The sequence below is a fragment of the Phaeobacter sp. CC-HEC084 genome (genome assembly GCF_059429255.1).
Window position 1 is genome coordinate 951,465 of record NZ_JCAIJQ010000002.1, and the last position, 24,470, is coordinate 975,934.

Annotated in this window: 24 protein-coding genes; 9 read left to right on the plus strand and 15 right to left on the minus strand. The window is 60.8% G+C overall.

Annotated features, from left to right (window positions below; genetic code table 11):
- Window positions 1-47 precede the first annotated feature (47 nt).
- A complete protein-coding gene (locus AC5SSZ_RS05000) occupies window positions 48-455 on the plus strand; it encodes a hypothetical protein (RefSeq protein WP_495437361.1) in 408 nt (135 codons plus the stop codon).
- A 181-nt stretch (window positions 456-636) separates the two neighbouring features.
- Here AC5SSZ_RS05000 and ilvN read toward each other — a convergent pair whose 3' ends face one another.
- The 4 genes from ilvN to AC5SSZ_RS05020 form a co-directional block, all read right to left on the minus strand.
- The gene (gene ilvN / locus AC5SSZ_RS05005) at window positions 637-1,197 is read right to left on the minus strand and encodes an acetolactate synthase small subunit (RefSeq protein WP_065273495.1); all 561 of its coding nucleotides are present in this window, start codon (window positions 1,195-1,197) and stop codon (window positions 637-639) included.
- 81 nt (window positions 1,198-1,278) lie between these two features.
- The gene (locus tag AC5SSZ_RS05010) at window positions 1,279-3,030 is read right to left on the minus strand and encodes an acetolactate synthase 3 large subunit (protein WP_274828959.1); all 1,752 of its coding nucleotides are present in this window, start codon (window positions 3,028-3,030) and stop codon (window positions 1,279-1,281) included.
- Window positions 3,031-3,390: 360 nt separating this feature from the next.
- A complete protein-coding gene (locus tag AC5SSZ_RS05015) occupies window positions 3,391-4,023 on the minus strand; it encodes a response regulator transcription factor (protein ID WP_274828961.1) in 633 nt (210 codons plus the stop codon).
- Window positions 4,024-4,114: 91 nt separating this feature from the next.
- Window positions 4,115-5,554 (minus strand): cache domain-containing protein, encoded by a 1,440-nt coding sequence (locus AC5SSZ_RS05020; protein WP_065270602.1) that lies wholly within the window; start codon window positions 5,552-5,554, stop codon window positions 4,115-4,117.
- Window positions 5,555-5,834: 280 nt separating this feature from the next.
- Here AC5SSZ_RS05020 and AC5SSZ_RS05025 point away from each other — a divergent pair, with 280 nt between their 5' ends.
- The 3 genes from AC5SSZ_RS05025 to AC5SSZ_RS05035 all read left to right on the plus strand — a co-directional run bounded on the left by AC5SSZ_RS05025 (window position 5,835) and on the right by AC5SSZ_RS05035 (window position 10,386).
- The gene (locus AC5SSZ_RS05025; RefSeq protein WP_065270601.1) at window positions 5,835-6,917 is read left to right on the plus strand and encodes a TRAP transporter substrate-binding protein; all 1,083 of its coding nucleotides are present in this window, start codon (window positions 5,835-5,837) and stop codon (window positions 6,915-6,917) included.
- A gap of 149 nt (window positions 6,918-7,066) precedes the next feature.
- Entirely contained in the window at window positions 7,067-8,014 is a 948-nt protein-coding gene (locus tag AC5SSZ_RS05030) for a TRAP transporter small permease subunit (RefSeq protein WP_065270600.1), read from the plus strand.
- Between the two features lie 17 nt (window positions 8,015-8,031).
- Complete coding sequence (locus AC5SSZ_RS05035; RefSeq protein ID WP_065270599.1) at window positions 8,032-10,386, plus strand: TRAP transporter large permease; 2,355 nt, start codon at window positions 8,032-8,034, stop codon at window positions 10,384-10,386.
- A gap of 228 nt (window positions 10,387-10,614) precedes the next feature.
- On the opposite strand, the gene AC5SSZ_RS05040 is transcribed toward AC5SSZ_RS05035, so the two are convergent.
- From AC5SSZ_RS05040 to AC5SSZ_RS05055, 4 genes are all read right to left on the minus strand, one after another.
- Window positions 10,615-11,430: an arginyltransferase gene (locus tag AC5SSZ_RS05040; RefSeq protein WP_274828962.1), complete on the minus strand. Its 816-nt coding sequence runs from the start codon at window positions 11,428-11,430 to the stop codon at window positions 10,615-10,617.
- A 145-nt stretch (window positions 11,431-11,575) separates the two neighbouring features.
- Window positions 11,576-12,016: an RDD family protein gene (locus tag AC5SSZ_RS05045; RefSeq protein WP_495437369.1), complete on the minus strand. Its 441-nt coding sequence runs from the start codon at window positions 12,014-12,016 to the stop codon at window positions 11,576-11,578.
- Window positions 12,017-12,112: 96 nt separating this feature from the next.
- Window positions 12,113-12,559 (minus strand): DUF2852 domain-containing protein, encoded by a 447-nt coding sequence (locus tag AC5SSZ_RS05050; protein WP_368948037.1) that lies wholly within the window; start codon window positions 12,557-12,559, stop codon window positions 12,113-12,115.
- Window positions 12,560-12,902: 343 nt separating this feature from the next.
- Window positions 12,903-13,385, minus strand: a complete 483-nt coding sequence (locus tag AC5SSZ_RS05055; RefSeq protein ID WP_065270595.1) for a MarR family winged helix-turn-helix transcriptional regulator — start codon at window positions 13,383-13,385, stop codon at window positions 12,903-12,905.
- A 217-nt stretch (window positions 13,386-13,602) separates the two neighbouring features.
- Here AC5SSZ_RS05055 and ectA point away from each other — a divergent pair, with 217 nt between their 5' ends.
- The 4 genes from ectA to AC5SSZ_RS05075 are packed head-to-tail and all read left to right on the plus strand — an operon-like array spanning window position 13,603 to window position 17,303.
- On the plus strand, window positions 13,603-14,133 hold the full coding sequence (gene ectA, locus AC5SSZ_RS05060) for a diaminobutyrate acetyltransferase (RefSeq protein ID WP_065270594.1): 531 nt from the start codon (window positions 13,603-13,605) through the stop codon (window positions 14,131-14,133).
- Window positions 14,134-14,188: 55 nt separating this feature from the next.
- A complete protein-coding gene (gene ectB / locus AC5SSZ_RS05065; protein WP_495437372.1) occupies window positions 14,189-15,475 on the plus strand; it encodes a diaminobutyrate--2-oxoglutarate transaminase in 1,287 nt (428 codons plus the stop codon).
- Window positions 15,476-15,479: 4 nt separating this feature from the next.
- Window positions 15,480-15,881, plus strand: coding sequence for an ectoine synthase (locus AC5SSZ_RS05070; RefSeq protein ID WP_274833388.1), 402 nt, complete (start codon window positions 15,480-15,482; stop codon window positions 15,879-15,881).
- 3 nt (window positions 15,882-15,884) lie between these two features.
- Window positions 15,885-17,303 (plus strand): aspartate kinase, encoded by a 1,419-nt coding sequence (locus AC5SSZ_RS05075; RefSeq protein ID WP_274866314.1) that lies wholly within the window; start codon window positions 15,885-15,887, stop codon window positions 17,301-17,303.
- A 169-nt stretch (window positions 17,304-17,472) separates the two neighbouring features.
- Here the strand turns inward: AC5SSZ_RS05075 and AC5SSZ_RS05080 are convergent, their stop codons facing one another.
- On the minus strand, window positions 17,473-17,970 hold the full coding sequence (locus tag AC5SSZ_RS05080) for a MarR family winged helix-turn-helix transcriptional regulator (RefSeq protein ID WP_274837226.1): 498 nt from the start codon (window positions 17,968-17,970) through the stop codon (window positions 17,473-17,475).
- 162 nt (window positions 17,971-18,132) lie between these two features.
- Here AC5SSZ_RS05080 and mnmH point away from each other — a divergent pair, with 162 nt between their 5' ends.
- The gene (gene mnmH, locus AC5SSZ_RS05085; protein WP_274837225.1) at window positions 18,133-19,200 is read left to right on the plus strand and encodes a tRNA 2-selenouridine(34) synthase MnmH; all 1,068 of its coding nucleotides are present in this window, start codon (window positions 18,133-18,135) and stop codon (window positions 19,198-19,200) included.
- Here the strand turns inward: mnmH and selD are convergent.
- From selD to AC5SSZ_RS05115, 6 genes are read right to left on the minus strand one after another with little or no spacing between them, the layout of a single operon-like run.
- On the minus strand, window positions 19,197-21,359 hold the full coding sequence (gene selD / locus AC5SSZ_RS05090; protein WP_495437376.1) for a selenide, water dikinase SelD: 2,163 nt from the start codon (window positions 21,357-21,359) through the stop codon (window positions 19,197-19,199). The two genes, mnmH and selD, sit on opposite strands and share 4 nt — an antisense overlap.
- 54 nt (window positions 21,360-21,413) lie before the next feature.
- Entirely contained in the window at window positions 21,414-21,800 is a 387-nt protein-coding gene (locus AC5SSZ_RS05095) for a Na+/H+ antiporter subunit G (RefSeq protein ID WP_065270587.1), read from the minus strand.
- A gap of 7 nt (window positions 21,801-21,807) precedes the next feature.
- Window positions 21,808-22,077, minus strand: a complete 270-nt coding sequence (locus AC5SSZ_RS05100) for a K+/H+ antiporter subunit F (RefSeq protein ID WP_065270586.1) — start codon at window positions 22,075-22,077, stop codon at window positions 21,808-21,810.
- Window positions 22,074-22,571, minus strand: a complete 498-nt coding sequence (locus AC5SSZ_RS05105; protein ID WP_065270585.1) for a Na+/H+ antiporter subunit E — start codon at window positions 22,569-22,571, stop codon at window positions 22,074-22,076. Before AC5SSZ_RS05105 ends, AC5SSZ_RS05100 begins: the two co-directional genes overlap by 4 nt.
- The gene (locus tag AC5SSZ_RS05110) at window positions 22,568-24,121 is read right to left on the minus strand and encodes a monovalent cation/H+ antiporter subunit D (protein WP_495437379.1); all 1,554 of its coding nucleotides are present in this window, start codon (window positions 24,119-24,121) and stop codon (window positions 22,568-22,570) included. Before AC5SSZ_RS05110 ends, AC5SSZ_RS05105 begins: the two co-directional genes overlap by 4 nt.
- Window positions 24,118-24,468: a Na+/H+ antiporter subunit C gene (locus AC5SSZ_RS05115; RefSeq protein ID WP_274828998.1), complete on the minus strand. Its 351-nt coding sequence runs from the start codon at window positions 24,466-24,468 to the stop codon at window positions 24,118-24,120. Before AC5SSZ_RS05115 ends, AC5SSZ_RS05110 begins: the two co-directional genes overlap by 4 nt.
- Between the last annotated feature and the right edge of the window lie 2 nt (window positions 24,469-24,470).

The window sequence follows — 24,470 nt, forward strand, 5'->3', positions numbered from 1 at the left end:
TCTCCAATTGGCCCAGAATTGAGCGATAAACGAACGAGGCTTGCAACATGATCGGATATGTACTTTGGAGTGATGTCGCCGTCGGAAAAGCAATTATTTGGTGTGAGGATCAGGGGGATCTGGCCTATTATTCCCGGCACAGAGATGCCTCACAGACGGCGGTGTGTAAGGGAGATTGGGTACAGTTTGACCTGACCGAAAAAGGCAATATGCGGTTGGCAGCCAATGCGGTCATTCTGGAAGAGGTCGGGTATCCTGACCTGTCCGAGATGCTGGTCGAGGCAGCACCGCTGCCAAAAGCGGCTTCAACAGCGGTGACGGCCGATCATCCGGCTCGCGCAACAGGTGCAGGGCGGAGTTTTGAAGCGTCTGGCGGTGTCGAGGTGGTAACGGAAGACAATGTGATACCCTTTCCGGCTTTCTCAAAATGGCACACGGCCGCGCGGTACGGGTAACCCCCGCACTGTCGGAACAGTCTGGCGCAGCGCTTTGTTACAAGCGGACATGGCGCTGCTGGCCCCGTCATTTTCCAGTAACCCGGACGTCGCAAAAAAAGGCCGCCCAGATCGGGCGGCCTTTTGTGTTTTCGGTGCACGACATGCGGTCGGAAGGCAGGGGAGCCTCCCGGAGCGGCAATCAGGTGCCGCGCAGCAGGGCGGCAACGCCGGTACGGGCGATTTCAATCAGTCCCAGCGGGCGCATCAGATCGGCAAAGGCATCGATCTTGTCCGGGGCGCCGGTGATTTCAAAAATGAAGCTTTCCAGCGTGCTGTCCACGACGTTGGCGCGGAAGATATCGGCAAGACGCAGGGCCTCGACCCGCTTGTCACCATCGCTCACGACTTTGAGGATCGCCAGTTCCCGCTCGACCGCGGGGCCTTCTACGGTCAGATCGTGCACCTCGTGGACCGGAACGATACGGCCCAGCTGTGCCTTGATCTGTTCGATCACCTGCGGCGTGCCGGTGGTGACCACGGTGATGCGGCTGAGGTGTCCGGTGTGATCGACTTCGGCGACGGTCAGACTTTCGATGTTGTAGCCGCGTCCGGAAAACAGGCCGATGACACGGGCCAAAACGCCGGGTTCGTTTTCGACCAGCAGGGCCAGCGTGTGGCGCTCCTGCACGTCGGAAAACGTGGGCCGTAGGTTATACGCCGAATGTTTGCTGGCGCCTTTTTTGATGTGTAGGGCAGACATGGAATTGTCCTTTTTCATTCCTATCGGGCCGTGTCGGCGATTGCCGGGCCCATCAATTCGGTGAAGGGGGAGCGGCGTGGATCAGACCAGCACCGCACCTCCGGCCTGAATGGCGCCCTGGGTCTCGGCTTCGCCCAGCAGCATTTCGTTATGGGGCTTGCCCGAGGGGATCATCGGGAAGCAATTCTCATGCTTTTCAACCAGGCAATCAAAGACAACCGGACCGTCGTGGTTGATCATCTCCATGATCGCATCGTCCAGATCCTTGGGGTCCTTGCAGATGATGCCCTTGGCGCCAAAGGCCTCGGCGAGCTTCACGAAATCAGGCAGCGCCTCGGACCAGGAGTGGCTGTAGCGTTCACCGTGCAGCAGTTCCTGCCACTGGCGCACCATGCCAAGGCGTTCGTTGTTGAGGATGAACTGTTTTACCGGCAGGCGGTATTGCGCGGCGGTGCCAAGCTCCTGCATGTTCATCAGCCAGGACGCTTCGCCGGCGACGTTGATCACCAGTGCGTCCGGGTGCGCCATCTGCACGCCAATGGAGGCCGGGAAACCATAGCCCATGGTGCCAAGTCCGCCTGAGGTCATCCAGCGGTTGGGATCCTCAAAGCCAAGGAACTGCGCCGCCCACATCTGGTGCTGCCCAACCTCGGTGGTGACGTAACGGTCGTGGCCCTTGGTCAGCTCCTCAAGGCGTTGCAGCGCGTATTGCGGTTTGATGGTGCCTTCGGACGGGGTGTAGGACAGGCAATTGACCGCGCGCCATTCGGAGATCTTGGCTTGCCATTTGGCCAGCGCTTCCTTGTTGGTCTTGCGACCGCGGGATTTCCAGACCTTCAGCAGATCTTCCAGCACGTGGCCCACATCACCGACGATCGGGATATCGACGCGGATCACCTTGTTGATCGAGGAAGGATCAATGTCGATATGCGCCTTGGTCGATTTCGGGCTGAAGGCATCGATGCGGCCAGTGATCCGGTCGTCGAACCGCGCTCCGATATTGATCATCAGGTCGCAGTCATGCATCGCCATGTTGGCCTCATAAAGACCATGCATACCCAGCATGCCGAGCCAGTTCGGGCCAGACGCAGGATAGGCGCCAAGGCCCATCAGGGTCGAGGTCACGGGAATGCCAGTGGCATCCACCAGTTCGCGCAGCAGCTGGCTGGCGCCGGGGCCGGAGTTGATCACGCCGCCGCCGGTATAGAACACCGGGCGTTTGGCGGTTTCGATGGCGGCTACCAGTTCGGTGATCTCTTCCATATCGCCCTTGACCGGCGGCTGGTAATGCGAGGCCGAGGGGCGCGGCGTCGTGTAGGTGCCAGTGGCGAATTGCACGTCTTTCGGAATGTCGATCAGCACCGGACCGGGGCGGCCCGAGGTGGCGACATGGAACGCCTCGTGCAGGGTACCGGACAGCTTGTCGGTGTCTTTCACCAGCCAGTTGTGCTTGGTGCAGGGGCGGGTGATGCCAACGGTGTCCGCCTCCTGGAAGGCGTCCGAGCCGATCATGAAGGTCGGCACCTGACCGGTCAGCACCACAAGCGGAATGGAATCGAGCAGCGCATCGGTGAGGCCGGTCACCGCATTGGTTGCACCTGGCCCCGAGGTGACAAGAACGACGCCCGGCTTTCCGGTCGAACGCGCATACCCTTCGGCGGCATGTACCGCGCCTTGCTCGTGGCGGACCAGAATGTGGCGGATATCGTTCTGCAGGAAGATTTCATCATAGATCGGAAGCACGGCGCCACCGGGGTATCCGAATACCGTGTCCACGCCCTGATCCTTCAGGGCCTGAACAACCATTTTTGCGCCGGTCATTTCACGTGTCATCTGCTTTTGCTCCAGTTGGCGGCAACGTCCATTCCGCATAAAAAAAGCCCCCGATTTTCTAGGTCGGAGGCGCATGGGTCAGATTATGGTCAACCGTTACCGGCCCATGCGCTTGGTTCCTACAATGACGACTAGGGAGGTCATTTACCCCAGGCTCCTCTTTTGCGTTGAAGCGCAGACTATGACCGGCCGGCAGGGGCGTCAACAGGCAAACCCATCAAAAATGCCCGTCTTTCGACATTTTCTTGCGCTCAAGGGGCGCGTTGCGACATTTCTCAAAAGGAGACTCCCGGAAATGTGACCGAAACCCGAGCCGCGGGGACTCAGCCGCAGGTGTCGCATGCCCCGGGAATGGGGGGGCTACAGGCCGACGCCAGTGCCCTGTAGAACGCCGTGTTGCAGCGCATAGCGGGTGAGGCCGGCGGTCGAGGAAATGCCCAGCTTGCGCTTGATGTTCTTGCGGTGGGTTTCCACTGTGCGCACCGAGATATCGAGCGCAAGGGCAACTTCCTTGTTGGATTTGCCCTGAGCCAGTTCCAAGAGGATGGTCTGTTCGCGCCCGGTCAGCGCCTCGCGCAAACCGCTGTCCTTGGGTTTCAGCGACCCTTCGGCGCCGGTGCAGAGATAGCGTTCACCGCGCATCACCGCGTCGATAGCATCCTTGATCTCTTCGGTGGGCACGTCCTTTAGCACATATCCCATGGCGCCATGGCTGAGCGCGGTAGAGATATATTCCGGGCTGTCGTGCATCGATAGGATCAGGATACGAGTGCTGGGGCAGCGCTCCAATATGATTTCGGTGGCGCCGAGGCCACCCAACCGGGGCATGTTGAGATCCATCAGGATCACATCGGGCGCCAGCTCGGCGACGCGGCTCACCGCTTCTTCGCCGTCGGTCAACGATCCGACCACCGCGATGTCATCGTAGCTTTCGAGAATCGACTGGATGCCCTCGGCGACCATCGGGTGGTCGTCCACGATCAGGACACGCACAGGCTCGCAATTTCCGTCTTTCAGCAGAGTGCCATCCCCCAACTGCCTATATGCTTCGGACCCGGCAGAGATACGGATCCTGCATCTGCCACTACGACACGCGTTTCGGAGCGGCTTCGTTCCCCGGTGGCAGCAGATGGCTCAAAGGGAGTGTTGCTTCGATCACCGTGCCGCTCTGGGTGCCCCGTGATGACAGAATCCGCAAGGTGCCGTCAAGCTGATCGATCCGCTCTTGCATGTTGCGCAGGCCGATGCCCGGCTCGCCTTCGGGCTTTTTCTGGGGCAGGCCACGGCCATTGTCGCTGATGCGCATGGTGGCGCCGCGGGCGTGGCCACGCAGATCGATACTGACATGGCTTGCATCCGCGTGCCGTTCGATATTGGTCAGCGCCTCCTGCGCGATGCGGTACATGGCGATCTTGGCATCCTGATCCAGCCGGTTGCGGAACACCACAGTGGTAAAATCCGTTTCGATTCCGGTGCGGGCCGCAAAATCATCGGTCAGCGCCTTCAGCGCAGGACCAAGGCCCAGATCATCCAGCACTCCCGGGCGCAGATCCCGGCTGATGCGGCGCACTTCGGAGATGGCGATGCCAAGGTGTTCGATGCCTTTGTCGAGCGGATCCGAAGCGCCATCGTGATCGCCCCGCATCAGGCGCCGCCGGGTGTTGTCCAGCGCATAGCGCACCCCGACCAGAAGCTGGCTGATCCCGTCGTGCAGCTCGCGGGCCACGCGTCCACGCTCTTCTTCCTGCGCGTCGAAAACCCGCTGTGTCAGTTCCTTCAGCTTGGCATCGGCAAGGCGGCGTTCGCGGATGTTCAGAACCATGCCCGATGCAAAGACAAGGACCAGTGCGACAAGGGTAATTCCGCCAATATAGATAAAGGTCCGGCGCACCCGGGCTTCCACCTCGGCGCGGCTGGCGGCAACCGAGGCCAGTACATCGTCGATGAAGACGCCGGTCCCGACCGCCCATTGCCAGTCCTGCAGGCCAAGGACGTAGGTTACCATCTGCGCTTCTTCGCCAGTCGATGGTTTTTCCCACATGAAACTGTGCCAGCCTGCGCCTTGGCGCGCCTGCTCGATGAAGGTGTCCACGACCGGCGTGCCCTGGCTGTCGGTGAGCCCGCGCCAGTTCTGGTTGATGAACTCAGTTTGCCGGGGGCTGACCAGATTGTTGCCGTCATAATCATAGACGAAAAAGAACCCGTCCTGGCCGTAGATCATCGCGCTAAGGATTTGCGTCACCCGTTCCTTTGCATCCGCATCATCCGGCGCAGCCAGACCATAGATATGGGAAAAGGCATTGCGGGCCTGGGTGACATAGTTGCGCAGTTCGGCCTTCTTGGCTTCGATCAGCTGCCGCTCCAAGGCCTTGATCTCCCGCTCGGCGAGGGCGCGGGACTGATTGGCCACCAAGAGCGCAATCGCCGCCACAGCCACCACCAGAGGCAGCGTCGCCAGAAGCGAAAGTTTCTGCGCATAATTCGGTCGGAACAGGCTGGAAAACAGGCTGGAGAACGGGGGCATAGGGCTGTCCGGCGGCTGTGAGAGAGGGAAGGCGAATCGTTACGCAATCGAAATCCGAAAGCAAAGGGGGCTTTGAGGCAGATTTTGCCGTCACCTGCGTAACAAAAGAAGCCTGCGCTCAAAATTAGTGCAACAATCGGACTGAAACTTACCAAAAAAGCGCCGATCTACGCAGTACTAGGTATTCACAAGTTTGGCCCCGTGGCTAGGCTGACGCCACTCGAACCGATCCGCCCAAGGCTTTGCTGCGGGCAATCCATATATCTGGGAGGAAAACATCATGGATCGTCGTTCCTTTTTGAAAACATCCGCTCTGGGCGGTACCGCCGCTGCTGCGTCTACTCTGGCAGCTCCGGCTTATGCTCAGGGCAAGCGCACCCTGACCATGGTTACCACCTGGGGTCGTGGCCTGGCTGGCGTGTTTGACGCCGCGCAGCGCGTTGCAGACAACGTCACCGCCATGTCCGATGGCAACCTGACTGTCGACATCAAAGCCGCCGGCGAACTGGTTGGCGCGTTTGAAGTGTTTGACGCCGTTTCCTCGGGTCAGGCTGACATGTACCACGGCGCCGACTACTACTTCGTTGGTCAGCACCCGGGCTATGCCTTCTTTACCGCCGTGCCCTTCGGCATGACCGCGCAGGAACTGTCCAACTGGTACTACTTCGACGGCGGCATGGAGCTGCACGACGAGCTGGGTCAGATCTTTGGTCTGAAATCCTTCCTCGGCGGCAACACCGGCGCGCAGGCTGGCGGCTGGTTCTCCAAAGAGATCAACAGCCCCGAAGACTTCAACGGTCTGAAGTTCCGTATGCCGGGTCTGGGCGGCAAGGCACTGGGTAAACTGGGCGCTTCCGTTCAGAACATCCCGGGTTCCGAAGTGTACCAGGCTCTGTCCTCTGGCGCCATCGACGGCACCGAGTGGATCGGCCCCTGGGCGGACGAAAAAGCCGGCTTCCAGGAAATCACCAAGACCTACTACACCGCTGGCTTCCACGAGCCGGGTGCAGGTCTGTCGGTTGCAACCAACCGCGACGTATTCGAGAGCCTGAGCCCCGCGCATCAGAAGATCATCGAAATCGCATCGGCTGAATGCCACCAGTGGAACCTGGCACAGTTCCTGGCCAACAACGGTGCCGCTCTGCAGCGTCTGCAGGCCGGTGGCGTGAAACTGATGGAATTCCCGGACTCCGTCTGGGATGCCTTCGGTAAGGCTTCCATGGAAGTGCATGCGGAAAACATGGGCGACGATCTCTACAAGAAGATCCACGACAGCGCCATGGCTTCGATGAAGTCCTCCTCCGCCTGGATCAAGACTTCCTCGGGCACCTACGTGTCGCAGCGCGACCGCGTTCTGGGCTAAGCGGCGTACTTACGCTTTCATCGGATCCTCCGCCATTGTGCGGGGGATCCCTTTTCCATTGCAGCAGGTCGAACCGGGCAAGCCAGCTCCTTGTGGAGCACCGCCAGCTCATCTAAAGACCCGCCGCAATCAATGATCCCGGGGGAACAATGCAGGACGACAGTGGCATTTCCTTTTTCGGCGCCCTGTGGGGTGGTCTTGTCTGGCTGGTCCAGAACATCGCTGGCGCCTTTTACAATCTTGGCTACGCGCTCTCCCATACCAGCGAATGGCTGGCATGGACTGGAGGGCTGGAGTCCGTAGAGGACAAACAGTCGCTTATGCGCTTTGTCTACTTCGGTGGCTCGGTCGAGTTCTTCTTTGTAGTGTTTACCGCGTTTCTAGTTTTGACAGCGGTGGGGATTTACCAGCGCCAAGTCATGTGGGGCGTGGTGCGCGGGCTGGAAGGCTTTGCCAATACCATCGGCCGCCTGTTCGCCTGGGCCGGTCTGATCATGGTGATCCAGCAGATCATCATTGTCTTCATGCAGCGGGTCTTTGCCCGGCCGGACATGAGTTTCGGTCTGGGGATCGAACTGCAGATGGACATCTCGTGGTTTGCCGAAGAGTTGAAGCTCTATAACGCGCTGGTGGTCTGTATGTGCGTTGCCTACACATTCGTGCAGGGCGGCCATGTGCGGGTTGACCTGATCTACTCCGGCATCAGCTTCCGCGCCAAGCGGGTGATCGACATGATCGGCTCGCTGATCTTCATGATGCCTGCGGCTGTTCTGACCTGGATGTATGGCTGGTTCTTCCTGTGGCGCCACCTGATCGTGCCGAAGCCTTCGGCCTCTGATGGGCTTGACCGGCTGGTGATGAAAGCACGTGCGCTGCGCTGGAACGTGGAAACCATCGGGTTCAGCCCGAACGGCTTCAACGGGTACTTCCTGTTCAAGATCCTGCTGGTCTCGTTTGCAGGCATCGTCTTCCTGCACGCCATTGCCTTCTTCTACCGCTCGTTCCTCGAGTTCGTCGAAGGTCAGGGTAGTGAAAACAAATACCTCGACAAGGATACCCTTGGAGAGGGCGAAGAAGCCTATGAAGGCGCGCATTAAACTAAGGGACAGCTGACATGCTATTCGGTCTTGATGGCGTCGAAATCGGCCTGATCATCGTATTCTTCTGCCTTTTCGGAGGCATTCTTTCCGGCTTCCCGGTGGCCTTTGCCATCGGCGGCGCCGGCATCATCTCCTTCGGGATTATCGCGGCGCTCGACAGTGCCGGGCTTCTGGTTCACCAGGCCATCGACACCTCGTCGCAGGTCTACCGGGATCTGGTGAATTCGGGCGTCAAACCCGATGTCATATCCATCTTCCGATATCCGGATCTTCCACGCGTTGCCGAGCATGTGTTCCCGCAGGGCTGGGAAAGCGCGATGGATCGCAACGTCTCCTTCATCGTGAACCGCATGAACGAGCGGGTTCTGGCAGGGGCGTCGATTGAAACGCTGCTGGCGGTTCTGATGTTCGTTCTGATGGGGATCACCCTGGAGCGGTCGAAGATCGCCAACGATCTGCTGACCACCATGGCGCGCGTCTTTGGCCCGCTGCCCGGCGGTCTGGCCGTGTCCATCGTGGTTGTGGGGGCCTTCCTGGCCGCTTCGACCGGCATCGTGGGCGCGACTGTGGTGACCATGGGGCTTCTGGCGTTGCCCACCATGCTGCGCAACAACTACTCGCCGGAGCTGGCGACGGGTGTGATTGCGGCTTCGGGCACGCTGGGGCAGATCATCCCGCCCTCTATCGTGATCGTTCTTCTGGGCACGCTGGCAGGGGATCTTTACTCCACTGCGCAGGAAAACCGTGCGCAGGAAGCGGGCTGTACCGATGCGCTGACCTTCCTGGGTGAGCCTGCGGTGGTTTCGGTCGGGACCCTGTTCCAGGCGGCGCTGCTGCCGGGCATCATGCTGGCGCTTCTTTATGCGCTTTATGCCTTTGGCTATGCGCTGATGAACCCGGAAAAGGCACCTGCGGTTGAGCTCGGCGGCGCCAGTGACGAACCGGTGACCCGCACCGAGGCCCTGACCTGGTTCCTGGGCGCGCCTGCTGCGATCATCGTCGGCACCGTGCTGCTTGGCTCGTTCGGCGTCGTTGGCTCGCAGAACATCAATGTGTCCAGCTTCTCCGACGCTGGTCAGACCGCGTCGCTGCGCACCTCGGTCGGGGCGGAATGTCAGGCCTCGATGATCGAACTGCATGGTCAGGAAGCCTGGGATGCAGCGGTGGAAGAGCAGAAGGCGATTGATGCCGCTGGCGGTGTCGCCTCGGCTGAGCGTCTGAGCGAGGAAGAGATCGCTGCGGCAGAGGTTGAGAAGATTGCCAACGCGGCGCCGATCGGCACCGGTATCGCGGTGATCATCGTTCTGCTGGGCCTGGTTCTGGCCGTTGGCCGCGGTGTCGCGCCGTCGCGCGATACCAAGCCGCTGATCGTAGGGGCCATCGGTCTTCTGCTGCTGGCACTGGTCGACATCCTGCTGATCGCGCCGACCACGTCCCCCGGGGCGACGGTGCTGCTGATGCTGATCCCGCTGGCGATCGCGCTTTACGGCTGTAAAGAGGCGGCGATCCGCTGTGCGCGCAACGATCTGATCCGGGTGGTCTTCCCGCCGCTGGTTCTGATCGTGGCCGTGCTCGGCTCGATCCTTGGCGGTATCACCAACCCGACGCCCGCTGCGGCGCTGGGGGCAGGCGGTGCCATCATGCTGGCGGCGTATCGCCGTCTGCAGGACGAGGGACGCTCGGGCAAGGTGATCATCTGGTCCACCTTCGCGGTGATCCTGTGCATCCTGATCGGAGTGAACTTCGATCTGCGGATCAATCAGGACAATGTGTCGTTCGAAAGCTGGGTGGCCTTCTTCTTCGCTTACGCGGCCTACCTTTATGCGCTGTTCGGCCTGCTGTTTGGCTGCTGGGTGCTGTTCAAGGGCGGGGTTCTGACGCCGATCGTGCGTGAGACGGCGAAGGTGACCTCGATGGTCTTCACCATCCTGATCGGCTCGCAGCTTCTGAACCTGGTGGTGATCTCCTTTGGCGGTGAGCACTACATTCAGCAGTTCCTGAAGAGCTTTGACAACGAGATGACGGTCTTCCTGATCGTGATGCTGGTGCTGTTCTTCCTGGGCTTCGTGCTCGACTTCCTGGAGATCATCTACATCGTGATCCCAATTGTCGGGCCGGTGATCTACGGCGGCTCCTTCGATCCGAAATGGGTGACCATCATGGTTGCGGTGAACCTGCAGACCTCGTTCCTGACACCGCCCTTCGGCTTTGCGCTGTTCTACCTGCGCGGGGTTGCACCGAAGGAGGTGACAACGGGTCATATCTATCGCGGGGTGCTTCCCTTCGTGCTGATCCAGGTGGTTGGTCTTGCGATCCTGTGGCTGTTCCCGTCGATCGTGACAATCGTACCGGCGCTGATGCCAGGCTGATCCGGTTCAGGATATCACAAAGACTTAAGGGGCCCCTCGGGGGCCCCTTTTTCATGGCGGCGGTGCAGATGGTAGTGACTGGAGCGCACAGGCAGACAGGCCGGACCCGGCGAGATCCGCCGGATAGCGTCAAGGTTGGGCTATGGAGACACGCGTGCAGCCCCAAGAGACGCCTTCGGCGGTTGGCTGCGTGGTTGTTGGGGCTAGGGCCCGTCGACTGCTGGAGAGTTACCGCCCGCGGTGGACCGGCTGCTGGGGAAGCTGAATATTGGCGACCTGTTCGGAAATCGTATCGGTCGCAGGGCTGTCCGCAGTATCTTGAACCTCGGACATCGCTGTCCACTTGCCCCCTTGATAGACCTCAAGGCCCGAGAACTTGACCTTGTACCCCATCTTGGGGCTGCCTTTGACCCAGTAGCCGAGGTAGACATAGGGCAGCCCGGCATCGCGCGCGATGTCGATGTGATCAAGGATCATATAGGTGCCCAGCGAATTCTGCGGCAGGTTCGGGTTGTAGAAGGAATAGACCATGCTCAACCCGTCTTCGAGCACATCGGTCAGCGACACCGCAGTCAGTGCGTTGTCTTCGGGATTGGTGTATTCCACCACCCGACTGCGCACCGGAGTCTCCTCGATCATTGCGGCATATTCGAACACGTCCATATCGGCCATGCCGCCATCCGCGTGGCGGCTGTCCAGATAGTCGCGGAACAGCTGGTACTGGTCCTCGGTTGCCCAGGGCGATGTTGCCCGGCGGACCAGATGCGCGTTGCGCTTGCTGGTGCGTTTCTGGCTGCGGCTGGGCGTGAACTCTGCCACGTTGATGCGCGCCGACAGGCAGGCCGAACATTCCGAACAGGACGGACGATACAGCACGTTCTGAGAGCGCCGGAACCCCTGTTGTGAGAGGCTATTGTTCAGCTGCTCGACACCATCGCCCTGCAACGCCGTGAACAGCTTCCGCTCCATCCGCCCCTCCAGATAGGGGCATGGTTGGGGCGCAGTCACATAGAACTGCGGTGCGATCGGAAGAGTATGGCGCATAGGGTCGGGCTTGAGTCCAAGGCTTGTCAAAAAACACAATAAGGCTGGAGTTCACGATAGCAACGACCAACCCGCCCGCCAAGGCCGGTCTGCACAAATGGTTTAACAGTGATTGCCAAGCGGGATGTTTGCCTCGAGTTGATTGCTATCGCTGGATGCTGCGCCGGTTCAGCATCACCGTGCCGAGAATGGCATCGCCCAGCCCCTGACCGCGTGCCGATGTCAGCATCATGATCACCGAGACCACCTGCAAAAGCGGCACGGCCAGAGCAACCGTATAAGCACCCGTATGCAGCGCGGCCATCTGCAGATCCATCCGCTGGCCGGAAAGGTCTCGCAGCTCGATGCCTGCAAAGCGCATCCCCAGCGTGGCAGAGCCGTTGGCGATGGTAACCGTCCGGTAGGCAAAGCCGATCGTCAGATAGAGCAGCGGCCAGATGAAGAGCCCGACAAAGGCAGTCATCACCACCGTCGCCATACACAGGCCGAATATGATCAGGCTGTCGACGACCCAGGCCAGCAGTCGTTTGGGCGCAACCGATGCGTAGAATTCAGCTTGGTAATCCGGGTCGGGCAGGGCGGTCATCTCAGGTGTCCTGTTTTGCGGGCGTGTGGGGGCAGGCGGGCAAGCGAGCGCCTCCCACCCGTATCTATGGGCGGGAGGCGCTGATGTCAGTAGGGATCAGTGGCGTTTGTCGCCGATATCCTCGTCGCCGATGTCCTGCGCTTCGGCAGGGGCGGCGGCGCGCTGCTCCATGAATTCGTCGAATTCAGCCTTGTCCTTGGCTTCGCGCAGGCGCTGCAGGAAGGCGTTGAAATCGTCCTGTTCCTGCTCCAGGCGGCGCAGCGTATCGGCCTTGTAGGCGTCAAAGGCACTGTTGCCGCTCGAGGTCATGGCGGACATGCCGTGGCGGGTCCAGGATTTGCGGTGGCGGCAGGATTTGTTGAACATACGTTTGCTCCAGATCATGTAAAACAGCAGGGCGAGGCCGATTGGCCAGAAGAACACAAAGCCAAGCACCATGGCAGCAATCCAGGCGCCTTTGCCCTTGCTGTCCAGCCAGGCCTCGCTGCGGGAAAACCAGCCCTGGTCATGCGGGGCGGCTGCGGTGGGGGTGATACTCGTCATTGGAACCTCCGGTATTGGGTTGATGTAAATCGCCTTCACATCCTCAATATCGTGCGCTCGCCTGCGCCCTGCAAGTCTATAAGTAAATGTTTTTTACATTTACTTTGTAAGGCTTTGATAAGCAGTCTTAAAATATTACCGTGAAGAGGGGTGAGTGGCTGGGGTTTCCATGCCTCCGTGGGGCAAGTGGGGCTATGTCTGGGCTCCAAAATCGCCCGACCACTGCAAAAGGGGGAAGGCTATGCGCGCCCGCCCTTGGGGTCGTCTGTCTGTATGGGGTCGCGTTTTCGCAAGGGGCACTTTGCGCGGCGCAGTGTAAGCCCGGCGCCCCGCAGTGCCCGGCCTAGTGGTCGACGGCGTGGCGGATGTCGCCTGTGTCCAGCACTGGGGACGCGTCGATGTCGTCGGCATCCAGCATCGCCGCCACGCGTTCAAGGCCCGCCACCAGCATCGCTTGCTCCCAGTCTTCCATCGCGTTGAACTTGCGTACAAAGCGTTGTTGCAGCGGATCGGGTGCCTCAGTCAGGACCTGACGACCGGCATCGGTCAGCAGGATATTGGTCTGCCGCCGGTCCTGGCTCGACTTTTCACGCAGCACCAGACCGTCACGCACGAGCTTATCGACAAACGAGGTGATGGTGCCCTGGGACACCCGCATCCGCAGCGAAATCGCCTTGGCAGTGCTGTAGCCCTGTTCTCCGATGATCTGAAGAACCCGGAACTGTGCAGGTGTCACGCCAGTGGTTTGTCGTATCTCACGTCCGAACAATTCGGTGGCCCGGACAATGCGCCGAAGCGCGATCAAGCTGCTGTCGATGCGATCCATGAAGACTCCGTTGTTTTGATCATCAAACTATATAGGAAGATATGACGCTATTCAAAGCAGAATACACTTTGAAATATAAAGGATGCAGGGGGCCAAATACGACGTTCTCCGCGACATAATGCCTAAAAGCGACGTTTGTGTCGCAAATTTTGCTTTGCCTGTTGAAGTTTTCGTGAGGCGCTGCTATTTCGATTGCCGAAGCGAAAGGAGCGAACACATGCAATACCACGCTGACCCGAGGCGGATCCCGCTGCCCACACTGCGTAAACCGACAGCGTCGGATGGCGCGGATATCTGGGAGCTGGTCCGCAGCTGCAGGCCGCTTGACGAGAATTCGATGTACTGCAACTTGCTGCAGTGCGATCATTTTGCCGACACATGCGTACTGGCCGAGCTGTCGGGCGAGGCCGTGGGGTGGATCTCTGCCTACGTCATGCCCAATGATCCCGAGACACTGTTTGTCTGGCAGGTTGCCGTGTCCGAAAAGGCACGTGGCCGCGGTCTGGGCGCGCTGATGCTGCAATCGATCATGCAGCGTGAAGCCTGCGAAGGCGTTACCCGCCTGCAGACCACGATTACCGCCGACAATGACGCCTCCTGGGCGTTGTTCCGCAAGTTCGCCAAGCTTCAGGACAGCGGTCTGGATATTCAGCCCTACTACACGCAGGCGCTGCACTTCCAGGATCGTCATAAAACGGAAAACCTGGTGACCATCCCTCTGGACGAGCGCGCTCAGCTGGCTGCTTGAGCCGCGCAGACGTCGGTTTTCACTTTCAACTCTTCTCCCACCCAAAAGAGGTCGTATGTCTACGAACACCTCCACCACAAGTGTATTCAAACGTCGGGAATCCGAGGCGCGCAGCTATTGCCGCGGCTTTGATACCGTCTTTACCTCCGCGCAGGGCTCTGAAATGACTGCCCGCGACGGTCAAACATATATCGATTTTCTGGCCGGCTGCTCGTCGCTCAACTACGGGCACAACGACCCGGACATGAAAGAGGCGCTGATCGCGCATCTGCAGGCCGATGGCATCGCCCATGGTCTGGACATGCACACCGATACCAAGGCCGATTTCCTCGAGACCTTCGAGAACGTCATCCTGCGTCCGCGTAACATGGACCACAAGGTGATGTTCACCGGTCCCACCGGTGCCAACGCGGTCGAAGCGGCGATGAAAATTGCCCGCAAGGTGACCGGACGCAGCAATATTGTGGCCTTCACCAATGGGTTCCACGGTGTGACGCAGGGTGCGCTGGCCGCCACCGGCAACGGCTATCACCGCGGCGGCGCCGGGCTGCCCCTCAATAACGTGACCCGTCTGCCGTTTGACGGCTACATGGGGCAGGGCACCGATACCGCCGATTACCTAGAGGCGATGCTGAACGATCCGTCTTCGGGTCTGGACGCACCTGCTGCGATCCTGCTGGAGACTGTGCAGGGCGAGGGCGGTCTGAACGCCGCGCGCGCCGAATGGGTGCAGCGCATCGCCCGTCTGGCAAAGGAAGCAGGCGCTCTCCTGATCATCGACGACATTCAGGCCGGTTGCGGCCGCACCGGGACCTTCTTCTCGTTCGAAGAGTTCGGCATCGACCCCGACATCGTCACCATGGCGAAATCGGTTTCGGGCTTTGGCCTGCCGATGGCGCTGGTTCTGGTGAAGCCCGAACATGACGTGATGGGCCCTGCCGAACACAACGGTACGTTCCGCGGCAACACTCACGCCTTTGTCACGGCCCGCGTCGCGATCGAGAAATTCTGGTCGGACAGCGCTTTTCAGGATGACATCGCCCGCCGGGCGAAGATCGTCGAAAAGGCCCTGCAGGAAATCGCCGACATGGTGCCCGGCTCGCGGCTCAAGGGGCGCAGCATGATGCGCGGTGTCGATGTCGGATCTGGTGAACTGGCTGGCGATATCTGCGCCCGCGCGTTCCAGAACGGCCTGATTGTCGAAACCTCCGGCCCCAATGATGAGGTCGTCAAGATCCTCGCCCCCCTGACCACACCCGACGCCCAGCTCGAAGCTGGCCTCAGCATTCTCAAGGATGCCGCGCGGGACGTGATCGGAACAACCAAAGTTGCAGCGGAGTAAGACAATGATTGTCCGTGACTATAACGATATCCTTGAAAAAGACCGCGACCGCGTGGTCAGCGATGCGGAGTGGACCAGCGTCCGTATGCTTCTGGCCGATGATGGGATGGGCTTTTCCTTCCACATCACCTTCCTCGAGGCAGGCTCGGAACATACGTTCGAATACAAGAACCACTTTGAAAGCGTCTATTGCATGCAGGGCACCGGGTCGATCACCGACCTGGCAACCGGCGAGACGCATCACATCCGTCCCGGCGTGATGTATGCGCTCGACAAACACGACCGCCACGTGCTGAAGGCTGACGAGCAGCTCGTGATGGCCTGCTGCTTCAATCCGCCCGTTACGGGAACCGAAGTACACCGGGAAGACGGATCCTACGCGGCGCCAGAAACCGTCGAGGCTTAAGCCATGACCCATACTGTAGAAAAGATCGGCGGGACATCCATGTCCCGCCTGAACGAGCTACGGGATACGCTGTTCATCAAGAACGATGAGCCCGAATACGGGCGTATTTTCGTGGTGTCCGCCTTTGGTGGCATCACCAACCTTCTGTTGGAGCACAAGAAGACCGGTGCCCCCGGTGTCTATGCCCGCTTTGCCAATGCCGAGGATGACCACGGCTGGTTCGATGCCCTGAACGAGGTGTCGGCCGCGATGATCGCCGCGCATGAGGCGGTTCTGGACAATGCCGGCGATGTTGCCCAGGCAACGGCCTTTGTGCAGGAACGTATCGAAGGCGCCCGCAACTGTCTGATCGACCTGCAGCGCCTGTGCTCCTACGGACATTTCCGCCTCAACACGCATCTGCTGCAGATCCGGGAGCTGCTCTCTGGTCTCGGCGAGGCGCATTCGGCGCTGGTGGCCGTGCTGATGTTGCAGCGGGCGGGCGTCAACGCGCGCCTGGTGGATCTGTCCGGCTGGCGCGGCGATGCGGATATGTCGCTGGAACAGCGGATTGAAACGGCTCTGGAAGGGGTCGACCCGGCGCAGGAAATGCCCATCGTCACCGGCTACGCGCAATGCGCCGAAGGCCTGATGCGGGAATTCGACCGGGGCTATTCTGAGGTGACCTTCTCGCAGTTGGCAGCACAGACCGGCGCGCGTGAGGCGATCATTCACAAGGAATTCCACCTGTCCTCTGCCGATCCCAAACTGGTCGGTGCCGAGAACGCCCGCAAACTGGGCCACACCAACTATGACGTGGCGGACCAGATGGCAAACCTCGGCATGGAGGCGATCCACCCCTCGGCGGCAAAGACCCTGCGTCAGTCCGGTGTGCCGCTGCGCGTCACCAACTGCTTTGAGCCCAATGATCCGGGCACGGTTATCGACGATCAACCCGCGCCCAAGGCAGCGGCCGAAATCGTCACCGGCCTTGATATTATTGCGCTGGAGCTGTTCGAACAGGACATGGTCGGCGTCAAAGGCTATGACGCTGCGGTGTTGGACATCCTGACACGCCACAACGTGCGGATCGTGTCGAAGGTGACCAATGCCAATACGGTGACCCACTATCTGGACGCCTCGCTAAAATCGATGCGCCGGGTCGAGGCGGATCTGCTGGCCCGCTTCCCGCAGGCCGAGGTCAACAGCGAAAAGCTGTCGCTGATCTCCGTCGTGGGACGCGATCTGAGTGGCCTGCACGTCCTGGCCCGCGGGATGAATGCCCTTGAGAAGAAGGATATTCTGCCGCGCGGTGCAACGCAGGGGCCACGCAATGTGGACACCCAGTTCATCCTGCAGCGCGAGGATAAGGACGCAGCCATTGCACTGCTGCATTCGGAGTTCTTCGGAGCCACCGAGTCCCAGGCGCTGAAAGCGGCCTAAGAGCGCAGGCGCTTTAGGCAAAAACGACCGGTTTTCAGTCGGGTGGCGCGTTTCGCGCCCCGCGTTCTGAAAACTGGTCGTTTTGCGTTTTTACAGACGTGTTCCGGGGCTGTCGAAACACGCGGCCAAAGCATAAGCCTTCACGCGAATGCCTTTTAGGCTATACGCGCTAGGGCTGCCGGGGCGGTCTGCGCAGGGGGGCACGGCTGCGTTCGTTGCCAGCGGCTGTCGCCTTTTGCAGCAGCGCCATGAATTGTTCCTGCTCTTCAGGGCTGAGGCCGGTCAGGATCTCGCCTTGCACCTCGCGCACAAGGGGGTGCGCCCGGGCCAGAACCTCTTTGCCAGTTTCGGTCAGGGTCAGCTGTCGCGCGCGGCGATCCCGCGGGCTGACGGTGCGGTCGATCAGCTGTTTCGCTTCCAGCCGGTCGATCACCTTGCCGAGTGTCGCCCGGTCATAGGCAATAAGCCCCGCAACCGAGGCCTGATCAATGCCAGGGTTGGCATCAATGGCTTTCAGCGCGGCGTATTGAACAGGGGTGAGGTCGATGTCGTGGGCGGCGACCTTTTCGGTGAACTGGGCCACTGAAATCTGATGCAAGCGGCGGATCAGGTGACCGGGAAACTGATGCAGATCCAACGCGTGATCATCCTCGTCTTGTGCGTCCATAAACCCTGTTCCGGCTGTTGCTGTCTCGTCCGACTGTGATGCACAGATAAACCAGAATAGTGGGTAAATGGCCACCATATACGGTGTCGCAGCCGGTCAATCGGCGGCCTGGCCGGTAAAACCCGCTTTCCCTTGTGGATGCAGCGGGCTAGACCCTGTTTCATGGTAAAAAGTTTTTCTTCCCTTCAGGATATGTACGATCATGGCTATGACACCATCATTGATGTGCGTAGCCCGGCCGAATTTGCAGAGGATCACGTCCCCGGTGCCATCAACCTGCCGGTCCTGAACAATGAAGAACGGGCCGAGGTTGGCACGATCTATGTGCAAGAAAGCCCCTTTCTGGCGCGCAAGCTGGGTGCTGCCATGGTGTTCCGCAATGCCGCGCGGCACATCGAAGAGACGCTGAGCCAATACGAAGGCGGCTGGCGGCCGCTGGTCTATTGCTGGCGCGGTGGGCAGCGCTCCGGCAGTTTCACCTATCTCTTGCAGCAGATCGGCTGGCGGGCCGAGATGATCTCAGGCGGCTACCAGTCCTACCGCAGGCTGGTGCATCAGATGTTGTATGAGGATGATCTGCCTTACCGGCTTGTGCTGTTGGATGGCTATACCGGCACGGCGAAGACCGACCTTCTGAAGCATGTGGCAGAACTGGGCGCGCAGGTGCTGGATCTGGAAGGGCTGGCCAACCATCGCGGCTCGCTTTTGGGGGGCATGCCGGAGGACCAGCCCGGCCAGAAGGCCTTTGAATCTGCGCTTGCGGGTGCGCTGAGCCGTCTGGACCCCAGCCGCCCTGTGCTTGTCGAGGCGGAATCGAGCAAGGTTGGAGACCGGATCATTCCCCCCAGCCTCTGGAGCCTGATGAAACAGGCGCCACGGATCGAGGTCAGCGCCTCGGTCGAAGAACGCTGCCGCTACCTGCTGCGGACCTACAGCGACGGTCTGCCAGATGCGGATACACTGTCCGAAATGCTGGAGCGGCTTCGTGCGCGTCGCTCGAATGCGGTGGTGGATGGCTGGCTGTCCCTGATCGAAGAGGGCGATATGGCAGGCCTGGCACGGGCCCTGATGGAACAGCATTACGATCCGGCCTACCGCAGTTCACGCCGCAACATCGGCGCTGATGCCGTGGCAGAAGTACAGCTGAAGGATCTGGACGATCAGACGCTGCAATCTGCCGCCACAACCATCTGCGACACGCTTGAAGGTCTGGCCGCAAAGGGCTTTTAAGTCAGAACAATTTGCCCTGCGCCTTGGGTAATCTTCCCGATGATCGCCGCCGGGTAACCTGCCTCTTTCAGCTGCTGCAGCACCCCTTCGGCCTTGTCCTGCGGTAGGGCCGCGAGCAGGCCGCCAGCGGTCTGCGGGTCGAACAGCAGATCCTGCGCGCCATTGGTGCGCCATTCCGGCAGCAACGCGGCGTTTTCCGGGAATAGCGAGGAGCGGATGCCGCTGTCGGCCAGTTGAGCGGCGCCCTCCATCAGCGGCACGGCGGCAAAATCAATCTCTGCACTGACGCCTGAAGCCTCGCAGATGCCAAGGAGATGCCCGGCCAGACCAAAGCCAGTGACGTCGGTCATCGCGTGGGCTTCGGGTGCCAGAATGCGGGAGGCTGCGGCCTGCGGCTGTGCCATCTGTTCAAGCGCAGCGGTGACCCAGGCGCCTTCGGCCTTGCCTGCCATTTCGGCGGCCATGATCACGCCGGAGCCGAGCGGTTTGGTCAGGACCAGTGCGTCGCCCGGCTGCGCCCCGGCAAGGGTCACAGGATCATGGCTGCAAAGCCCTGTGACGGTGAACCCCACAGTCAGCTCATCCCCCAGCGAAGTATGACCGCCGATGATCTCGGCGCCTGCATCCTCCATCACGCTGCGCGCGGCGGTCATGATTTCAATCAGGGTCCGTTGCTGCAGGGCTGGCGCCAGACGCGGCAGGATCAGGTTGGCGGTGGCGGCCTGCGGGGCGGCGCCCATGGCCCAGATATCGCCAAGCGCGTGCACCGCTGCGATACGGGCCATCACGAAGGGATCAAGGCTGAAGGCGCGCAGATGGTCGGTGCTGATCACCTGCCGCACGTCGCCCATGGTCAGTAGCGCGGCATCATCTCCGGGCAGGGCGGTGACATCCTCACGCAGACTCGCCACGCGCGACACGCCTGCCGCATGCAAGGCGGCGCGCCCGGCCTTGGCACCGCAGCCGCCGCACATGGGTTTGTCGCCCAGCACTGCGGGCAGGTCCAGCGTGTGTTCGGGCGGCAAATCCGGCACCTCCATTTCGGGCAGGCTCCGGAATTGCTCCATGAAGTTCTGATCGATCCGGTCCTTCCAGCGCCAGATCATCGGGCCGGAAAACTGGGTGCCGAACCTTTCTCCCAGCGCTTCCTTGGCGCCAATGGAGATCAGTTTCAGGTAATCTTTCTGCGGCCGGTAGTGGCGCATCGGATCGCCGGTGATGGCGGCGCGCAGATTGTGCAGCAGAACCGGGGCCTGTCGCACTGCGTAGACGCCGGCCTTGGGGCGCGGGGCATAGGCCAGATGGGCGCAATCCCCGGCGGCAAAGACCTGCGGGTCCGAGGTTTGCAGGCTGTCCGAAACGGTAAGGAAGCCGTCCTGTACCTCAAGCCCGGTATCGGCCAGCCAGTCATGCGGGCGCGCCCCGGCAGCACCGGTGGTGAAGTCCGAGAGAACCTCGCGCCCGCCTTCGAGTTCGATATGGCTGGAATGGATGCGATTGACGGCGGTGTTTTCAAAGACGGTGACGCCTTGCTCGGAAAAGGCGCGGCGCAGCCGCTCGCGGATCCCGGCGCTGGCGGTGCCCAGAACCGGGCCGCTATCGATCAGGGTGGCTTGTTCCAGGCGGCCCCGGCTGCGCAGGGCATGAGCCATCGCCAGAACCAGCTCGGCCCCGGCCACGCCGCCCCCGATCACCGCGATGCGGGCAGGGCCATCGCCGCCGCGGAACGCGTCCCAGCGGCGGGCAAAACTACCAAGCGGCTTCGCCGGGATGCCATGTTCTGCAAACCCTGGCAGGTCCGGCATGTCAGAGGTAATCCCCACATCGACCGAGGCCACGTCATAAGCGATGTCAGGTCGCCCGGGCACCCTGACGCTGCGGGTGTCTGGATCAAGTCCCTCGGCCGCGCCCTGCACCAGCCGCGCTCCGGCAAAGCGCGCCAGCCGGACCAGATCGATATCAAGATCGCCCCGCGCGTAGTGACCGGCGACAAAGCCGGGCAGCATCCCAGAATAGGGCGCGGTGGGGCCGGGGTTGATCAGCGTCAGCCGCGCGCCGGGCAGCGGGCGCATCCCCCATTTCAGCAGCACCAGCGCATGGGCATGCCCGCCTCCGATCAAAACCACATCTTTGGTTTGGGGCAGGCGGGAGGTATCCATTTCGGTGGCTCACTTTCTGTTTCTGGGGCCGTGGGCCAATGGCCCGGGGTGGGGCTATTGCGGCTGATCTGTGCTTTCGGGATCTTCCGGCGGGGTGTTGTGGGTGGCCCAAATCGCATCCGGTCCGGCCGAAGGCAGAGTGCCTGTTTCCTCGCGACGGTGAATGTGCACCTTGGCGATGAAATGCGCGGTCACCGGGGCGGTCAAGAACAGAAACAGCGTGATCATCAATTCGTGTAGCGACAGGCGCCCTTCAAAGGCGATCGCGTGCACCATCGAGGCAAGAAGCACACCGCCCACGCCCAGCGTCGTCGCCTTGGTCGGAGCGTGCAGCCGCGACATCGGGTCATTGAGTTTCAACAGGCCGTAGGAGCCGACAAAGCCGAACACACCGGCCATGACCAGAAAGCCTGCAATCAGAACGTCGAGTATCATATCCATAAGAGCCTCACTCGATGATATTGCCGCGCAGGATAAAGCGCGCGTAGGCCACGGTTGAAACGAAACCGAGCATGGCGATGATCATCGCCGCTTCGAAAAAAATCTCGGTTCCGAGCGCCAGCCCATAAAGGACCATCAGCGCGATTGCGTTAATGAACATGGTATCAAGCGCAAGGATACGATCAGCCATGGCGGCGGCGAACATCACCTTCCAGAGGTTCATCAACAGCGCCAGCGCAAAGCAGACAAAAGCAAAAAGAGCCGCAGTTTCAATCATTCGAAAATCTCCATCAGGCGGCGCTCGTAGCGCTCTTTGATTTCGTCCCGAACCGCATCAGGGTCGTCGCAATCAAGGCAATGCACCAGCAGGGCGTGACCTTCGGCGGAGACGTCTGCGGTGACGGTGCCCGGCGTCATGGTGATGGTGCCGGCCAGCACGGTGATCGCCTCGGGGGTGCGCAGCTCCAGCGGAACGGTGACCCAGTTGGGTTGCCGTTTTGCGTTGGATTTGAACACCACGATCCGCGCCACGGTGATATTGGCAACAACGATGTCCCAGATCACGATCAGGATATAGGCCGCGATCTTGACCGGGTGTTTCATGCGCAGTTGCTGCGGCCAGAACGGCTGGGTCAGGAAGGGGATCAGCAGCCCCAGCAGAAAACCAAAGACCAGCGAGTTCAGCGTGAAGCTGTTGACGATGAGAACCCAGGTGAGGGTCAGCAGCAGCGTCAGCACCGGGTGCGGCAGAAGTCGATGCATCAGTTTCATTCCCCGGTCCTCCCCAGGACGGTGTCAATATAGGCATCCGGCGCAAAGAGTTGCGCGGAGGTGGCCTCGGCGTAGTCCATCATCGGACCTGCAAAGACGGTCAGCAGAATTAGCCCGGCCAGAAAACCGAAGCTGGCCACGAAAGGCAGGGACGAGCCGCGTTGCGCCTGCACCGGCGCCTCCTCTGGGTCATCTGCTTCCACTTCGCTTTCAGCATCCTCTTGCGGTGCAAGTCCGTGGCTTTTCCAGAAGATCAGGCTGCCCGCCCGCGCCAGACCGATGATGGTAACCAGCGACGACACCAGAATGACGCCCCAGATCCACCAGACCAGATCATGCCCACGCGCAGCATCCATCACCAAGAGCTTGCCCAGGAAGCCGGACAGAGGCGGCATGCCCGCCATGGCGATGGATCCACCAAAGAACAGCGCCGCGATCAGCCCGCTTTGCTTCATCACCGGTTTCGGGGCGATCTCGCCGCCTTGACGTTCCATCACCATGTCGGCGACCAGGAACAGGAAGGCCGTCGCAAGCGTCGAATGCACGGTGTAGTAAAGCGCAGCACCGACAGAGTCCGGGGTGAACAGCGCCACCGCCGTCAGCAGGGTCCCCATCGAGGTAATAGCGCCAAAGGCGACAAGCCGCCCGATCTCACGCGCGCCAAGAACACCGATGGCCCCCACGGCAAGCGTCAGCAGCGCCGCGGGCAACAGCCAGTCCCCGGCCAGACCCGCGGTGATCTCGGCCTCGGGGCCAAAGACCAGCGTGTACATGCGCAGGATGGCATAGGCGCCGACCTTGGTCATGATCGCAAACAGGGCCGCCACCGGCAAAGGCGCGTTGGCATAAGAGGCTGGCAGCCAGAAATGCAGCGGCAGCACCGCGGCTTTGATGGCAAAGACCAACAAGAGCATGATCGCGCCGACCCGCAACAGGGCAGTATCCTCGGCCGGAAGCTCGGCCACCCGCACCGCCAGATCGGCCATGTTGAGCGTGCCGGTCACGGAATAGAGCGTGCCAAGAGCAAACAGGAACAGGGTGGAACCCAGCAGGTTGTAGACGACATATTGCACACCGGCCTGGAACCTTGTGGCGCCGCCTGCGTGGATCATCAGACCATAAGAGGCAATCAGCAAAACCTCGAAGAATACGAAGAGGTTGAAGGCGTCGCCGGTCAGGAAGGCACCGATGATACCCATCAGCTGGAACTGGAACAGCGCATGGAAATTGGCGCCGCGCGCGTCCCAGCCGGTTCCGATGGCATATAGCACCACCGCCAGCGCCAGCACCGCCGTCAGGACGATCATCATCGCCGACAGCCGGTCCAGCACCAGCACGATGCCAAAGGGCGCAGGCCAGTCGCCGAGCTCATAGACCTGTACCGTGCCATCGGCGGCCTGGCTGGCCAGAACCAGAGTGATCAGGGCAATCGCAACCGTGCTGGCAATCGAGAAGATGCGTTGCAGATCCAGATGGTAGCGCACCACCATGATGATGAAGGGAGCAACGATCGCGGGCAGAACGATGGGGGCAATCAGAAGATGGTTCATGCGTCCTCTCCCGTCTGCGTATCGCTGGTCATGTCGATGCGGTCATCGCGCGAGGACAGGAACGCCCCCAGCGCGATCATCACCACGACCGCCGTCATCCCGAAAGAGATCACGATCGCCGTCAGAACCAGCGCCTGCGGCAGCGGATCCGTGTAGGCGACTTCCTCGTATTTGTTGAGGATGGGCGGCGCGTTGACCATCAGGCGCCCAGTGGCGAACAGGAAGACGTTCACCGCATAGGACACCAGCGACAGGCCCAGAATCACCGGAAAGGTGCGTTTGCGCAGGATCAGGTAAATCCCTGCGGCGGTCAGGATACCAACAGCCGAAGCAACCAGAAGTTCCATGC

Coding starts and splice junctions, on each gene's coding strand:
- AC5SSZ_RS05000 (WP_495437361.1), top strand. CDS start 48: ATGATCGGATATGTACTTTGGAGTGATGTCGCCGTCGGAAAAGCAATT.
- ilvN (WP_065273495.1), bottom strand. CDS start 1,197: ATGTCTGCCCTACACATCAAAAAAGGCGCCAGCAAACATTCGGCGTAT.
- AC5SSZ_RS05010 (WP_274828959.1), bottom strand. CDS start 3,030: ATGACACGTGAAATGACCGGCGCAAAAATGGTTGTTCAGGCCCTGAAG.
- AC5SSZ_RS05020 (WP_065270602.1), bottom strand. CDS start 5,554: ATGCCCCCGTTCTCCAGCCTGTTTTCCAGCCTGTTCCGACCGAATTAT.
- AC5SSZ_RS05025 (WP_065270601.1), top strand. CDS start 5,835: ATGGATCGTCGTTCCTTTTTGAAAACATCCGCTCTGGGCGGTACCGCC.
- AC5SSZ_RS05030 (WP_065270600.1), top strand. CDS start 7,067: ATGCAGGACGACAGTGGCATTTCCTTTTTCGGCGCCCTGTGGGGTGGT.
- AC5SSZ_RS05035 (WP_065270599.1), top strand. CDS start 8,032: ATGCTATTCGGTCTTGATGGCGTCGAAATCGGCCTGATCATCGTATTC.
- AC5SSZ_RS05040 (WP_274828962.1), bottom strand. CDS start 11,430: ATGCGCCATACTCTTCCGATCGCACCGCAGTTCTATGTGACTGCGCCC.
- AC5SSZ_RS05045 (WP_495437369.1), bottom strand. CDS start 12,016: ATGACCGCCCTGCCCGACCCGGATTACCAAGCTGAATTCTACGCATCG.
- AC5SSZ_RS05050 (WP_368948037.1), bottom strand. CDS start 12,559: ATGACGAGTATCACCCCCACCGCAGCCGCCCCGCATGACCAGGGCTGG.
- AC5SSZ_RS05055 (WP_065270595.1), bottom strand. CDS start 13,385: ATGGATCGCATCGACAGCAGCTTGATCGCGCTTCGGCGCATTGTCCGG.
- ectA (WP_065270594.1), top strand. CDS start 13,603: ATGCAATACCACGCTGACCCGAGGCGGATCCCGCTGCCCACACTGCGT.
- ectB (WP_495437372.1), top strand. CDS start 14,189: ATGTCTACGAACACCTCCACCACAAGTGTATTCAAACGTCGGGAATCC.
- AC5SSZ_RS05070 (WP_274833388.1), top strand. CDS start 15,480: ATGATTGTCCGTGACTATAACGATATCCTTGAAAAAGACCGCGACCGC.
- AC5SSZ_RS05075 (WP_274866314.1), top strand. CDS start 15,885: ATGACCCATACTGTAGAAAAGATCGGCGGGACATCCATGTCCCGCCTG.
- AC5SSZ_RS05080 (WP_274837226.1), bottom strand. CDS start 17,970: ATGGACGCACAAGACGAGGATGATCACGCGTTGGATCTGCATCAGTTT.
- mnmH (WP_274837225.1), top strand. CDS start 18,133: ATGGTAAAAAGTTTTTCTTCCCTTCAGGATATGTACGATCATGGCTAT.
- selD (WP_495437376.1), bottom strand. CDS start 21,359: ATGGATACCTCCCGCCTGCCCCAAACCAAAGATGTGGTTTTGATCGGA.
- AC5SSZ_RS05095 (WP_065270587.1), bottom strand. CDS start 21,800: ATGGATATGATACTCGACGTTCTGATTGCAGGCTTTCTGGTCATGGCC.
- AC5SSZ_RS05100 (WP_065270586.1), bottom strand. CDS start 22,077: ATGATTGAAACTGCGGCTCTTTTTGCTTTTGTCTGCTTTGCGCTGGCG.
- AC5SSZ_RS05105 (WP_065270585.1), bottom strand. CDS start 22,571: ATGAAACTGATGCATCGACTTCTGCCGCACCCGGTGCTGACGCTGCTG.
- AC5SSZ_RS05110 (WP_495437379.1), bottom strand. CDS start 24,121: ATGAACCATCTTCTGATTGCCCCCATCGTTCTGCCCGCGATCGTTGCT.
- AC5SSZ_RS05115 (WP_274828998.1), bottom strand. CDS start 24,468: ATGGAACTTCTGGTTGCTTCGGCTGTTGGTATCCTGACCGCCGCAGGG.